The sequence below is a fragment of the Neiella litorisoli genome, from assembly GCF_014773395.1.
Taxonomy (GTDB): Bacteria; Pseudomonadota; Gammaproteobacteria; order Enterobacterales; family Neiellaceae; genus Neiella; species Neiella litorisoli.
Map to the genome: position 1 here is coordinate 1 of NZ_JACXAF010000027.1, position 13,109 is coordinate 13,109.

Annotated in this window: 11 protein-coding genes and 2 rRNA genes; 7 read left to right on the forward strand and 6 right to left on the reverse strand. The window is 49.9% G+C overall.

From position 1 onward, the window contains the following. The 4 genes from IC617_RS16550 to IC617_RS16565 form a co-directional block, all read left to right on the forward strand. Positions 1-108 (forward strand): 23S ribosomal RNA (locus IC617_RS16550); the annotation flags it as partial. A gap of 135 nt (positions 109-243) precedes the next feature. Further along, a 5S ribosomal RNA gene (rrf, locus tag IC617_RS16555) occupies positions 244-359 on the forward strand. Positions 360-606: 247 nt separating this feature from the next. Continuing rightward, positions 607-1,482 carry a substrate-binding periplasmic protein gene (locus tag IC617_RS16560; protein ID WP_191146102.1) on the forward strand — a complete coding sequence of 292 codons (876 nt, stop codon included), beginning with the start codon at positions 607-609 and terminating at the stop codon, positions 1,480-1,482. Positions 1,483-1,638: 156 nt separating this feature from the next. Beyond that, positions 1,639-2,007 carry a 2Fe-2S iron-sulfur cluster-binding protein gene (locus IC617_RS16565; RefSeq protein WP_191146103.1) on the forward strand — a complete coding sequence of 123 codons (369 nt, stop codon included), beginning with the start codon at positions 1,639-1,641 and terminating at the stop codon, positions 2,005-2,007. Between the two features lie 37 nt (positions 2,008-2,044). Here the strand turns inward: IC617_RS16565 and IC617_RS16570 are convergent, their stop codons facing one another. Next, positions 2,045-2,752, reverse strand: a complete 708-nt coding sequence (locus tag IC617_RS16570) for a hypothetical protein (protein ID WP_191146104.1) — start codon at positions 2,750-2,752, stop codon at positions 2,045-2,047. A gap of 584 nt (positions 2,753-3,336) precedes the next feature. Here IC617_RS16570 and IC617_RS16575 point away from each other — a divergent pair. After that, a complete protein-coding gene (locus IC617_RS16575; protein ID WP_191146105.1) occupies positions 3,337-3,840 on the forward strand; it encodes a polysaccharide biosynthesis/export family protein in 504 nt (167 codons plus the stop codon). Positions 3,841-3,849: 9 nt separating this feature from the next. Further along, positions 3,850-6,030, forward strand: coding sequence for a GumC family protein (locus IC617_RS16580; protein WP_191146106.1), 2,181 nt, complete (start codon positions 3,850-3,852; stop codon positions 6,028-6,030). Between the two features lie 12 nt (positions 6,031-6,042). Here IC617_RS16580 and IC617_RS16585 read toward each other — a convergent pair whose 3' ends face one another. Further along, positions 6,043-6,273 (reverse strand): hypothetical protein, encoded by a 231-nt coding sequence (locus tag IC617_RS16585; protein WP_191146107.1) that lies wholly within the window; start codon positions 6,271-6,273, stop codon positions 6,043-6,045. Between the two features lie 178 nt (positions 6,274-6,451). On the opposite strand from IC617_RS16585, the gene IC617_RS16590 reads away from it, so the two are divergent. Beyond that, on the forward strand, positions 6,452-6,724 hold the full coding sequence (locus IC617_RS16590) for a hypothetical protein (RefSeq protein WP_191146108.1): 273 nt from the start codon (positions 6,452-6,454) through the stop codon (positions 6,722-6,724). A 40-nt stretch (positions 6,725-6,764) separates the two neighbouring features. Here the strand turns inward: IC617_RS16590 and ptsG (IC617_RS16595) are convergent, their stop codons facing one another. The 4 genes from ptsG (IC617_RS16595) to ptsG (IC617_RS16610) form a co-directional block, all read right to left on the reverse strand. Next, the gene (gene ptsG / locus IC617_RS16595) at positions 6,765-8,561 is read right to left on the reverse strand and encodes a PTS glucose transporter subunit IIBC (protein WP_191146109.1); all 1,797 of its coding nucleotides are present in this window, start codon (positions 8,559-8,561) and stop codon (positions 6,765-6,767) included. A 46-nt stretch (positions 8,562-8,607) separates the two neighbouring features. Beyond that, on the reverse strand, positions 8,608-11,148 hold the full coding sequence (gene ptsP / locus IC617_RS16600) for a phosphoenolpyruvate--protein phosphotransferase (RefSeq protein ID WP_191146110.1): 2,541 nt from the start codon (positions 11,146-11,148) through the stop codon (positions 8,608-8,610). Positions 11,149-11,271: 123 nt separating this feature from the next. After that, entirely contained in the window at positions 11,272-11,499 is a 228-nt protein-coding gene (locus tag IC617_RS16605; protein WP_191146111.1) for a PTS sugar transporter subunit IIB, read from the reverse strand. A gap of 83 nt (positions 11,500-11,582) precedes the next feature. Beyond that, a complete protein-coding gene (gene ptsG / locus IC617_RS16610) occupies positions 11,583-13,058 on the reverse strand; it encodes a PTS glucose transporter subunit IIBC (RefSeq protein WP_191146112.1) in 1,476 nt (491 codons plus the stop codon). Positions 13,059-13,109 lie beyond the last annotated feature (51 nt).

Here is a 13,109-nt window from a genome sequence, read left to right on the forward strand (position 1 = left end):
TTAAGGTCTCTAAAGGGTCGTCGAAGACTACGACGTTGATAGGCAGGGTGTGGAAGCGCTGTGAGGCGTTAAGCTAACCTGTACTAATTGCCCGTGCGGCTTAACCATACAACGCCCGAGCGGTTTTGTATAAATAAGCTCTGACAGCTACATGCTGGTCATTAGAGTGACAATCAAATTTTTGCCTTAGAGCGAGCAGCCTTGAGCTTGTCGCTTTAACGGGTTTCCGAGTTACCTTTTTCGCTTGGCGGCCATAGCGTTGTGGACCCACCTGATCCCATTCCGAACTCAGACGTGAAACGCAACTGCGCCGATGGTAGTGTGGGGCTTCCCCATGTGAGAGTAGGTCACCGCCAGGCACCTAATATACGAAGAACCCCAGTCCGTATGGACTGGGGTTTTTTGTTTGGTGCGTCGATGCACCAAATCCCTTCGGGATTTCTCCCTGATTCATTCCAAATGAGTCGGTGCTGAATGTTGATTGGTATTGCCAAATTGTCAGACCTTAATCTCAAATTGGTCACATCTGGCTTTTTTGAATAATTCAGCTGCGTTATAAAGACAGCAGATTCATTTTCCTTAACGTTAAACGGCAATCATATGGGTATGGCTAAAGTCACTTATCGCATGTTCCTACTGTGCTTGATGATGCTAATGCATCCTCCTATTGCCGCTGATTCGATTATGCTGTATTCACCTTCGTGGAGCAGTAAAAACACCCTCTACAAGCACGAAGTGGTAACCAAAGCGCTTGATTTAACGAAACAAGAATATGGCTCCTATACCACCAAAATTACTGACATTGACATCAAACCGAAACGGATTATCGCACTGATGCAAACCGGTAAGCTCGTTAACGTGGCAGTGTTTGCTGCTAACGAGATGTGGGATAAAAGCGCGTTACCTATTCGCATCCCGATTCGTGGTGGCATGCTCAGTTATCGCTTGTTATTGGTAAATAAAAACGACTTAGACAAATTTTCCCAAGTGACTAGTGCTGAGCAGTTAAAAGCGCTGAGACCGGGTGTTGTCAATGACTGGTCAACGACTGGCGTGCTTGAACGAGGCGGATTCGATGTCGTGCAATCGCAGCATTTTGAGGGGTTGTTTTCGATGCTATCAAGTGGCCGAATTGAGTACATTCCTAGGGGTGTTTACGAAATCTATACGGAATTAGAGAATCGCCGACAAAAATATCCTGACGTGGTGATTGAGCCAACGCTCGCCATTCGAATTCCAATGGTGACTTACGTTTATGTCGCTCCTCAGGAGCGACGTTTGGCGCAGCGCATTGAAAAGGGGTTGGCTAAAATGGTCCAAAATGGCGAATTGCGGCGGATTTTTAACAAATACTATCAGCAAGAATTTCAACTGGCCCAATTACATAATCGGCGAATCATTGAAATCGAATCGGATTATTATATGCAGCTCAACGGTATGGAAAGTAATTTGATTTGGCCGTTGGGGGACGTGCAGCATTAAACTTTTCATTGTCATGGACAAAGCTACCAATTTGTCGCCTTTAAGACACTCATTTAACCATCACTATCGGCCTTAACTGTAATAAGATCAACTAATTAAAACTTGGTGTTAGCTTTGCAAAAGGTTTTGTTTTTAAACCTCAAAAGGAATAACACGATGGCATTTGTTTACTTTACTTCCCCAACAATGCGGAAAAATAAAAAGGTTGAAGCGATCGCTGGAAAGCGCAACGCCATTCTAGGCTTGGCCGAAGAGAATGGCATAAAGATCCCCTGTGAATGCCGCGACGGTGAATGTGGTTCTTGCCTAATCAAAGTCACTCACCTTGATGGCGACCGGATTAAAGCCGTGATGCTGACGGACAAAGAACGCTCGGTACTTAAGTCGATAGGTAAACTACCTGATTTCGAGGCAGAGCGTGCATCGGTGGAAGATATCCCACCAACCTACCGCTTAGCTTGTCAGGCAATTGTTACTGACGAGGACTTGCTGGTTGAGTTTACCGGAGAGCCGGGCGGAGCTTAGGATTTGAAGCAAGGCGCTGGCGAGCCAGCGCTTTGGCTTAAAAGCGGACCTCTAAATTAATCCCGTTATAGGTTGGGGTAATGCGCCATTGGTAAGCGGTTTGTTGGCCGGAAAATTTATTCTGGTAGTCTTGCCAGTATTGTTGCGGGGCCGATGGTTGGCTCCATATTGCAGCCTCGCCAATCGCGATACCGAGTGCAGCTGATCCTAACGCATCGTCGCTATCACCAAATGCTGCAATTGCAGCAGCGCCCAATAAGTTGACACCTACGGTCATCAAGTGTGGCTTCCAAGTGTGGCGTTCATTCGCCCGCCAAGCGCTATGACGCATCAATTGTTCTGCTTCTTTTAATCGCGCGATCTTTTGTGCTCTGCTCGTTGCAGGCATTTGTCGGTAATCATCCATGCCAGTGACGACGGGTAGCGGCTTAAACAGCATTAAAGCTAAACCACCTGCCGACTTGACGGCGCCGACCCATTGCTTGGTGGAGTCGTCACTATCACTTTCGTCGGCCGCTTTGGCTGCTTGGGCGATGGCTGAAACCGCATAAAATCCGGTCCAGCCATATTGCCAGTAGGTTGAGGGTGATTCGATTGCATCTAACTTACTATTTAAAAATGACAATCGTTGGTCGATTTCCTGATCGCTGAGTAAATCGTAATCGGTTGCATGGGCCGTCGTGGCGGTGATCAATACGCCTACGGCTAGCGTTGCCCTGAGCGCTCGTTGCAAAAAAGCGTGCATGTTTGGATGTCCTATTCCCAGAAAAGATCTGACGTGGTTATCAATCTGTTTATCAGTTATTAACGTTAGCATACAATTCATTACACACCATGCCACTAGAGCCTGTTGCTCTTTGCTGTGTGTTTTTGCAGCAATTTATTGGTGATTTAGGCAAGGAAGAGATTATGAAGTTGACTGGCCGTCAATGAGTAATCGCTGACGCGGAATAAATTGCCAATAAACGCTGCCCGAAGGGTTCGTCAAAATGCTCATTTCGCTACGTCACTCGCTATTTGTATAGATTGCTATACGGCATAGCTCGTTTCTTGCTCAAAAGAGCATTTTGAACGAACAAAATTCATACACCAAAGATCAACAGGCTCTAATCGCCTGAGTTGATTAATAAATGAACTTGGTCAAGCGGTCACAGAATCAACGGATAATTAGGGTATGATGTGTCGGCTACAACGAATTTAAGAATTATCGCGATACACCGATATAACCAAATAGATAACAGGTGATCGCAGGGTGAACTGTGCTCAAGGATTTTTTTGATTAATCGTGCTGCTAACAAACAATTCGGCTGTCAATGGCTGAGCTTAGTGATGCTTATGTTGTTACAGATCAGTGGTTATGCTGCTGAATCTGATGATGAGTATTTGCTGGGGCCTGGCGATCGGCTGAATGTGCATGTCTACAACGAACCGGATCTAAGCGTCGAAACCGAAATCGACCGCGCCGGCTTCTTGAGCTTTCCTTTCCTTGAACAAGTCCTTGCCCAAGGCCTGACCACCCGCCAACTTGAAACCACTATTGAAAATGGCTTGCGCGGTGACTATTTAATAGAACCTCATGTGCAAGTGTCGGTGACACGTTACCGGCCGTTTTTCATTCATGGCCAAGTTAATGCGCCAGGAGGTTACCCTTATCAGCCAGGCTTAACCGTTGATATGGCTATCGCCTTAGCCGGCGGCTTGAAAGAGCGGGCATCGAAGTCAAGTTGGTCAATCCGGCGGGCGCGAGAAGCACACCAAACTGAGTATGATGCTGAGCGTGACACTGCGGTCATGGCGGGTGACATTATCGAAATTTCCGAGAGCTTTTTTTAGCCATCAGCGATGACACCATATTCTTCGCCAACTAACCCAGACAAAGACAACGAGTTGTTATTCGACTTCGTTACCTTGCTGTGGAATAAGCGCATGGTGATCATCGCGGTGGTCGCCGTTTTTGCGCTGATGGCGGTGTTATACGTGAAGTCACTCGGCCTGATGTATCGGGCCAGCGCCAATGTTCAGATTGGTGGTCAGCAGTCCAATGTGGTCGCCATTGAGCAGCTTTATGTGCTTGATGAGCGCAGTTCGTCTCACATGAGTACGCAGGTAGAATTGCTCAAGTCGCGAGCGATTGCACGGAAGGTTGTGGCGCAGATGTCGCTACAAACTCACCCTGAATTTACCTACCGGCAGCCGAGCGTGTATCAATATTGGCATGCTTATTTCTTTGGTAAAGAGGCGCTCATGCCGAAGTTGCGGCGCGAAATGTCAGAGCAGCGCGCCGAAGATGAATTCCGTAGCCGATTATCAGTGACGCCGGTACGAGATAGCGAAATTATCAAGATCAGCTTTGATGCTTATGATCCAAAATTAGCGGCAGGCGTGGCCAATGCCGTGGTTGCGGCATACATTGATTATCATCGCGACTCCAGAAGCCAGGTTACTGAGCAAACCAGCCAATGGCTGCTTGAGCAGCTAGAAGAACAACGGGCTAATTTGTTGCAAGCGGAGCAAGAGTTATCTGAGTTTCGTCAGCGCGAAGACTTGATTGATATATCAGGCATTCTGGGGATTGTCAGCCAGGAGCTGAATCTGACCTCGTCGCAAATCATCGATGCCCGCAAACGACTCGAAGAAGTCCGTGTTTTAAAAGAGCTAGTGGCCAGTTATGGCCAGCAAGATGTCATGGCCTTGCTATCGGTTGAGGAAGTTCGCGAGCACCCTTCCATTAAAGGGATGCGTGACAAACGTCTTGAGCTTCGCTTGCGTGAATCAGAATTGGCCAAACGTTACGGCCCCAAGCATCCCAAACGGACGGCATTAAGCGCCGAACAACGAGCGGTTGATGACAATTTAAAAGAGCTGTTAACGCAGGTTTCGGCAACCATTGGCAATGAGTTCCAAGGCGCCAAGCTGCGGGTGCAAGGGTTGGAGCAAGCGTTTCAGCGCACCAAACAGACCTATCAGCGCCTAAGTAAAGTGCAAGCCACGTTTACTCAGCTGCAGCGCGATGTGGAAACACACCAGAAGCTTTACGATACCTTTCTGACTCGCTTTGAAGAAACCAAAGCGACCGATGACTTGGAGCATAATTTTGCTCGTTTGATTGATCCTGCCGTGGTGCCGCTGTACCCGTTTAAGCCACGTAAGCTGATGATCTTGATGGTGGCGACCATCCTTGGTGGTTTGGTTGGGGCGCTCATCGTTTTAGTCAAAAGTCTGCTGGTTGGTGCGATTAGCAAGGGCACTCAAGTTGAAGCCTCGTTGGGGTTGGATGTACTGATCGAACTACCTGTGGTCAAGCTGAAAAAGCGCTCACCGGTTAAAGCGTTGTCGGAAGATCTGCACTTTTCTGAAGCGATCCATGGTTTGCGTACTCGCTTGCAACTAAGCGGTGGCCGCAATCAATTGGCAGCGATCACTTCAACGGCTGAAGGCGAAGGCAAATCCTCAGTGGCGATTCAATTGGCGATTTCGTGTGGTGAGATTGAAAAAGTCTTGCTGATTGATGCCGATATGCGGCGCCCATCGATCAATACCATGCTCGATTTAGATCCGACCATGCCTGGCCTTAGCAATGTGTTGTCGCGCTCTCATAAAGTTGGCGCTTGCATTCATCGCTCACAAGAATTAGGAATCGATATTCTGCCTGCTGGAGCGACCACTAGCGACCCTTTGAACTATTTGTCGTCCAACAAATTCAAAGTGCTAATCGCCGGATTAAGAGAGCATTACGATCGAATTATTATTGAGACAGGGCCGATTCAAGCGGTGAGTGATGCCCAAGTGGTATCGACGGTGGCCGATAAATTACTCTATGTGGTGAAGGCTGAGCAAACGTCGCGGGCTGATGTGAAAGATGGTCTTGATCGGTTGCGTAAAGTCAATGCGCCAATCTTGGGGATTGTCTTGAATCAGGTTTCAGGGCGGCGCCATAGTGGCAGCAAACGCAGTTACCAAAGCGAGGCGGCAACCAACTTGGTTGAGTTATCTCAGGCTCGTGCCAGCCGCCATCGAGCCTGACAGTTTGTTGGCTTAGCGCCTAAGGTCGATGTCGGGACAAGTGTTAAGTTGGCCAGCTTCATCGATTGTGGCGAACGACTGGCCGCTACTACAAATTGCCACTTTACCGCCACTGGTTGAGCGAATGAACAGCAATCCATAGCCTGACGCGGCGATTTCACTAAAAGCAGATCGCTGTGCAACGTTCAGTCGATCTAAAGACACTTGCTGCGCAGCAAAGCGACGTTCAATAGTCGTGGTCATGTTGCCCTCCATCAACAAATCAGCTTTCCTCAATCTCCGGCTTAGGTCTGGCCGTAATCCGGTGGCGAATCTTTAGAATTATCAAAATACCCCGCGCAATTAAAGCCAGTTGTGTAAAAATTAGACATGAGTCGAACAAGGTGGTTCGCTTCGTTTAAAACTTCAAGGAACGAAATATATGACTAATCCATTTAAAATTTGCCTGATTGTCGTTTTGATTTGCTGGCCCAATGCTGCGCTATTGGCCGCTTCAAAGCCTTATCCAACGACATCATCGATGGACCGAAAATGCCTCTATCTGGCTAAGCAAATGAATCGGACCATTAAAAAACTGAAAAAAGATCCGATTGATAAGCGCCAGTTGCAAGCCGATTTACACGACTATCAATTGGAATGGAAAGAACATCGGTGTGACGATGGCGGCAAAGCGGAGACAGCAAGCCGTTCGTAAATGCAATCAAGCCCGCCGAGGCGGGCTTGATTCTGTTGGTTTATTCTTCTCTTAGTTTATTGATGGCGGCTTCATAAGCTTCTGCGTATTCACCGACCAAAATATGGTAGAGGTTATCCTGCACCTTCATGGTTGCCTGAGATAACGGCAACTCAATGGTGTCAGGATCGACTTCGACCGGCTCATGTAATAGCAATCGAATACGACTGGTTGCACACCGAGTTACTTTCTTAATGTTTTCTACGCCACCAAAGGTCGCGACGCAAACCGATACCGCCGCCTCAACGTCCGCGGTTACCTCCGCTGGCGCCGTGTCTGTTGTCGCCTCAGGTGTTGCTGTTACTGGCGCGACCGGCTCTGTTCCTCCACCTTTTTTTAGGAAGATGTCCATCGCCGTTTTTAGATTTTCGGACTGAGTACCGAATATAGCCTGCATGCCGTTACCGACCTGCACAACGCCAGCAGCCCCCATTGCTTTCAATTTAGGCTGATCGACTTTGGCTGGGTCATTGACGCCAATTCTGAGTCGGGTGATACAAGCATCAAGGCTAACGATATTGCCCGCACCGCCAAACGCGACGACTAAATCTCGAGCCATTTCATCTTCATCGCCATCACTGGCGCTGGCCAGCAAGGCGTCGGACTCATCTTCACGTCCTGGCGTTTTCAAATCGAACTTAGTGATCACAAAACGGAATACGCTGTAATAAACCACCGCATAGATGGCACCGATAACAGGGAACAGCAGGAAGTTCTGCGAATTCCCCGACAGTACGATGAAGTCAATAAAACCATGGGAGAATGAGGTGCCATGGACCATTCCCAAGCTGTTAGTGACAAAGAATGCGGTGCCCGCAAGAATGGCGTGGAGCGCATACAGCACTGGCGCAACAAACAAGAACGAGAACTCGATAGGTTCTGTAATACCGGTTAGGAAGGATGTGAGGGCCGCCGAAACCATAATGCCGCCAACTTTGGCTTTATTTTCGGGTTTGGCGCAATGCCAAATGGCAATCGCCGCAGCAGGTAAACCATACATCTTAAACATATAGCCACCAGCAAGTTGGCCGAAATGATTGGTAGCAGCAGCACGGCTAGCCTGATCCGCTTCGAGATAACAAGTCAGTACGCCGGTTCGTGCTTCACCAGCAAGGTTGGTACAAGATCCTGCTTCAAAGAAGAATGGCACGTTCCAGACATGGTGAAGGCCGAATGGGATCAACGAGCGCTCAACAACGCCGTAAATGCTAAAGGCCAAGGCTGGCGACTGCTCTGCAGCCCAGTGGGAGAACGCGTTAATCACGCCACCAATTGGCGGCCAGATGAACACCAGAATAATGCCTAAAAAGATTGCCGCAAAAGCCGTGATAATCGGAACCGCTCGTTTACCGGCGAAAAAGCCGAGATAAGCGGGTAGTTGAATGCGATAAAAACGGTTGAATACCGCCGCCGCGACACCACCGATTAAGATACCGCCAAACACCCCTGTTTCGATCGACTGCAAGCCCATGATGGATTTGGTTTCAACGCCCATCGAGTTGGCGACCACGCCCATGGTCGCGAGTAACACAGCATAGCCAACGGTTGCCGCTAATGCCGAAACACCATCGTTTTCGGTAAAGCCTAAAGCCACACCAATGGCGAAAATCAAAGCGAGGTTGCCAAAAATAGCACCACCTGATGCCGCCATCACCTGTGACAGTATGTCCGGCAGCCAGGGCAGATTGGCGGCGCCGATGCCTAGCAGCAAACCTGCCACGGGTAACACTGATACCGGCAGCATCAATGATTTACCCACTTTCTGTAATGCCCCGAAGGCATTGGTAAATGCACTCATGTTTAGTTCCTTAATTATCGTTTTAAACCGACTTTTAATTTAGTTGTCATAGCTTTTGAAGTAGGGCGCGGACTGACTCCGCATCAGGTTGTTGTAATACTTGTTCTGCTAGTGCTTGGCATTGAGCCAATGAGCAATTTCGGACCAGCTCTTTCACTTCCGGAATGGCTGGCACACTGCACGATAGCTCGGTGACGCCGAGCCCGATTAGCACTGGCACGGCGAGTAAATCACTGGCGGCACCGCCACAAACGCCAACCCACTTGCCATGCTTATTAGCACCATCGACGGTCATTTTGATGAGTCGCAGTACCGCTGGATCGAGCGCGTCGACTTGCCAGCCTAATTTGGGATGGCCGCGGTCCATGGCCAGCGCATACTGGGTCAAGTCATTGGTGCCAACTGAAAAGAAGTCTGCTTCGGCAGCGAAATGTTCTGACAACACTGCGGTTGATGGCACTTCCACCATGATGCCGACTTCAACCCCAGACACGCCAAGATCCGCTGCTTCTTGCTGAACCAGTTGTTTGGCTGCTTTAAGCTCAGGCAATGTGGCAATCATTGGGAACATGATTTTCAGCTTGGCATGGCCGTGGGCTCGTAAGATTGCGCGCACTTGACGTTTGAGAATCGAAGGGCGGTTGAGGCCGATGCGGATACCGCGCTCGCCCAAAAATGGATTTTCCTCGCTGGGCATTGGCAAGTAAGGCAGGGGCTTGTCGCCGCCAACATCGAGAGTTCTGACAATCAATGGCTTGTCGGAGCCGAGCGCGTCGGCGATCTCGGTGTAAACCTGCGCCTGCTGATCCTCATTAGGTTCGGTGGCCTGATCGAGATAAAGGAATTCGCTACGTAGCAGGCCTACGCCCTCGGCACCATGTTTACATGCTTCAATGGCATCTTTAACGTTGCCAATGTTGGCAACCACCTCAATCGCCACGCCATCGGATGTGACGGCTGGTTGATGGGCTTTTTGCTGTGCTTGCTCCGCTAATTCCCGCTGTTGCTGTTGTTTCTGGCGTAGCTGTTCGATTTGTTCATCGGTCGCGGCAATATTTAGCGTACCCGCATCACCGTCAAGCACGACCTGCAAGCCTTGTTGCAATGCCAATACTTGTGGATCAACACCCGCCAACGCAGGCAGATTCATTGAACGGGCTAAAATGGCTGCGTGAGAGGTAGCGCCGCCGAGTGTGGTGACAAAGCCGATGACTTTACTGCGGTCTAAATTGGCGGTGTCCGACGGGGTTAAATCTTCGGCAACAATAATGGTTTGTTCGGCGAGTGTAGTGGCCTCATCATCAATGCCGAGTAACAGTTTGAGGATGCGGGTGCAGACATCTTCCAAATCGGCGACCCGGCCTGCGATGACATCACTATCCACGGCGCGAAGCACTTTAATTTGTTCTTGTACCGCTTGGTTCCAGCTGTATGGCGCTGACTTACCTTCTTTAATCAGCTTTTTGGCTTGTTGGAAAATGGCCGGATCTTCAAGCAGTTCTTGGTGAGCGGCAAAAATTTCCGCATTGCTAACATTGCCGTCGGCTTGAAGTTTGGCTTGCAGTGTTTTGAGATCGGCTTTCGCACGTTCGATTGCATCGGTCAGGGCATTGCGCTCGGCGTTGGCATCGCTGGCCAGTTCTTCATAGCTTAACTGCTGATGTTCGAGTTGATGGACGTTGCCGATGGCAATGCCTGGCGAGGCGGCAATGCCCAGTAAGATGTTTGGATCGGAGCTGACTTTTGCCAGCAGCGAGACTTCTTCTTCAATCTCGATGGGTTGAGTCGCCGGCTCGACGGCGGTTGAGACATCTTCACCTAAGCCATCACAAATGGCCACGGTCAGGGCGTCAACGGCCTCATCGGCATCGCGTCCTTTGGCAACAATTCGGACTTGTTCAGCGAGTTTGACGTTTAAGCCCATTAATGCCACGACTGACTTGGCGTCGGCAAACTGGCCATCGCGCTCTAGTTTAATGCGCGACTGAAACATCTTGGCTTCTGCTGCTAATGCAGCCGCGGGGCGGGCGTGAATACCGGTAGGATTGGGAATACTGATCCACTCGGAGCTGCACTCTTTGGTTAGCCCTTGTTGCTCAATGTCGTCAGTATTGGCTGGCGTGCCCAACTCGAGCGTCATCAAGGTGTCGCGATTGGCGACAACATTGCCCGAGGTGAACTGATAACGGCTGACTTGGTCGCCGTTGGTAATAATGATTTCGGTCATCAAGCTGCGCGCCGCGAGGGCGATTTTATCCGCATCAAAATCGATCAGCGGTTGCCCTTGTTCGACCAAGTCGCCTTCGGCAACCAGCGGCGTGAAACCGTCGCCTTTGAGCATGACGGTATCAAGGCCGATGTGCATGAGCACTTCAATACCCTGCTCTGACTCTAAGGTGATTGCATGTTGGGACGGATGCATTTGAATGATTTTGCCCTTGCACGGGGCTAATAAATGCTCGCTGGTTGGATCAATGGAAATGCCTTCGCCAACCATTTTTTGAGCGAAGACTGGATCGGGAACTTGATCGAGGGGAATAACGACCCCACTGACGGGGGCTTTCAATTCAAGACGTTGCTCTGACATTGGAACGCTTCCATGGCTTCAGGTAGCTAAACTATAGTTCAGCCGCGGTGATCCGAAAGCGCGAAAAGTAAAAAGCCGTCACAAAGACGGCTTTTAATTTTTACATTTTCAACAAATGGTTAGCTAATTGCTCAATTGCTGGTTCAGCTCACTTGCCCAAGGGCTGGCATCTTCATTCAGTAATAAGTGAACCACCTTAGATTGCGGCTCCATCACTGCGTTGACACAGGCCAATTCTGTCAGTTGCTGGATTGCTAATTGCTCTTTTTGTTGGAGCGTAAACCGCAGCCGGTTGGTGGCACATGCCATTACCGTCACTATATTGTCACGACCGCCGAGTTGGCTAATCATCGCATCGATGTCCTGCTGGTTGACTGAGCCTGAAATGTCAGGCTCAGCGACTGGGCTGGCATCGGCCTTGGTAGGCTGCGTGATTAGCCTTGGTGCTTTTTTAAATAAAGCTCCATATCGGTTTTCAGGTTATCTGACTGAGTACCGAAGATCGCTTGCATACCATTACCCACTTGCACCACTCCGGCGGCGCCGAGGGCTTTGAGTTTGGCTTGATCAACCGCATCTTTGTCAACCACGCCAACCCGCAAACGAGTGATACATGCATCCAGACTTTCAATGTTGCCCGCGCCACCGAATGCGGCAACTAGCTCGGCTGCCATTTCATCTTCACCAGCAGCGGATGAACTTGCCTGCAATTCTGATTCATCTTCACGGCCTGGCGTTTTCAAATCGAACTTGGTGATGACAAAGCGGAATACGCTGTAGTAAATCGCTGCGTAAATCAGGCCAATAACTGGGAACAGCAAGAAGTTCTCGGAATTGCCCGAGAGCACCACAAAGTCAATTAAGCCGTGGGAAAATGAAGTGCCATGAACCATACCCAAGGTGTTGGTGACGACAAATGCAGAACCGGCTAGTAGAGCATGAATACCGTAAAGCACTGGTGCAACGAACAGGAAGGCAAACTCAATCGGTTCGGTAATACCCGTCAGGAACGAAGTCAATGCAGCAGACATCATGATGCCGCCGACTTTGGCGCGGTGCTCTGGTTTGGCACAGTGCCAAATCGCAATGGCAGCGGCTGGCAAACCATACATCTTAAACATGTAGCCGCCCGCTAACTGGCCAAAGTGATTGGTTGCGGCCTGACGAGTGGCTGCATCGGCTTCAAGGTAGCAGGTCAAGACACCGGTGCGGGCTTCTCCTGCGAGGTTGGTACAGGAGCCCGCTTCAAAGAAGAACGGCACGTTCCACACGTGGTGCAAGCCGAATGGGATCAGCGCACGTTCAACGATACCGTAAATACCAAACGCAGTTGCTGGACTTTGCTCGGCTGCCCAGTGCGAGAAAGCATCGATCAAGCCGCCAATTGGAGGCCAGATGAAGACCAAAGCAATACCCATCACAATGGCCGCGAAAGCGGTGATGATTGGTACCGCGCGCTTACCGGCAAAGAAGCCCAAGTAGGCAGGCAGTTGAATACGGAAGAAGCGGTTGAATACTGCCGCCGCCACCGCGCCGATCAGAATGCCGCCGAACACGCCGGTTTCGATTGATTCAATGCCCATGATGAGTTTGGTTTCAACGCCCATGGCATTGGCAACCACGCCCATGGTGGCGAGCATTACTGCATAGCCGACCGTTGCGGCGAGTGCCGAAACGCCGTCATTTTCGGTAAAGCCGAGGGCCACACCAATGGCGAAAATCAGTGCCAGATTACCAAAAATAGCGCCACCAGAGGCCGCCATTACTTGCGAGAGGATATCCGGCAACCAAGAAAAATTGGCCGCACCAATACCCAGAAGTAGACCAGCCACCGGTAATACCGATACTGGCAACATGAGAGATTTACCGACCTTTTGCAATGCCGCAAAAAGTCCATTTGCAGAAGCCATAACGACCACCTCAGTTATTATAATGTTGTGTGATTTGTTGTGTTTCGGGGC

Bases quoted from the DNA above. Each gene is read 5' to 3' on its own strand.
- IC617_RS16590 (WP_191146108.1), top strand. From the start codon at position 6,452: ATGACTAATCCATTTAAAATTTGCCTGATTGTCGTTTTGATTTGCTGG.
- IC617_RS16570 (WP_191146104.1), bottom strand. From the start codon at position 2,752: ATGCACGCTTTTTTGCAACGAGCGCTCAGGGCAACGCTAGCCGTAGGC.
- IC617_RS16585 (WP_191146107.1), bottom strand. From the start codon at position 6,273: ATGACCACGACTATTGAACGTCGCTTTGCTGCGCAGCAAGTGTCTTTA.
- ptsG (WP_191146112.1), bottom strand. From the start codon at position 13,058: ATGGCTTCTGCAAATGGACTTTTTGCGGCATTGCAAAAGGTCGGTAAA.
- IC617_RS16605 (WP_191146111.1), bottom strand. From the start codon at position 11,499: ATGATTAGCCAACTCGGCGGTCGTGACAATATAGTGACGGTAATGGCA.
- IC617_RS16560 (WP_191146102.1), top strand. From the start codon at position 607: ATGGCTAAAGTCACTTATCGCATGTTCCTACTGTGCTTGATGATGCTA.
- ptsG (WP_191146109.1), bottom strand. From the start codon at position 8,561: ATGAGTGCATTTACCAATGCCTTCGGGGCATTACAGAAAGTGGGTAAA.
- IC617_RS16580 (WP_191146106.1), top strand. From the start codon at position 3,850: ATGACACCATATTCTTCGCCAACTAACCCAGACAAAGACAACGAGTTG.
- IC617_RS16565 (WP_191146103.1), top strand. From the start codon at position 1,639: ATGGCATTTGTTTACTTTACTTCCCCAACAATGCGGAAAAATAAAAAG.
- ptsP (WP_191146110.1), bottom strand. From the start codon at position 11,148: ATGTCAGAGCAACGTCTTGAATTGAAAGCCCCCGTCAGTGGGGTCGTT.
- IC617_RS16575 (WP_191146105.1), top strand. From the start codon at position 3,337: ATGCTTATGTTGTTACAGATCAGTGGTTATGCTGCTGAATCTGATGAT.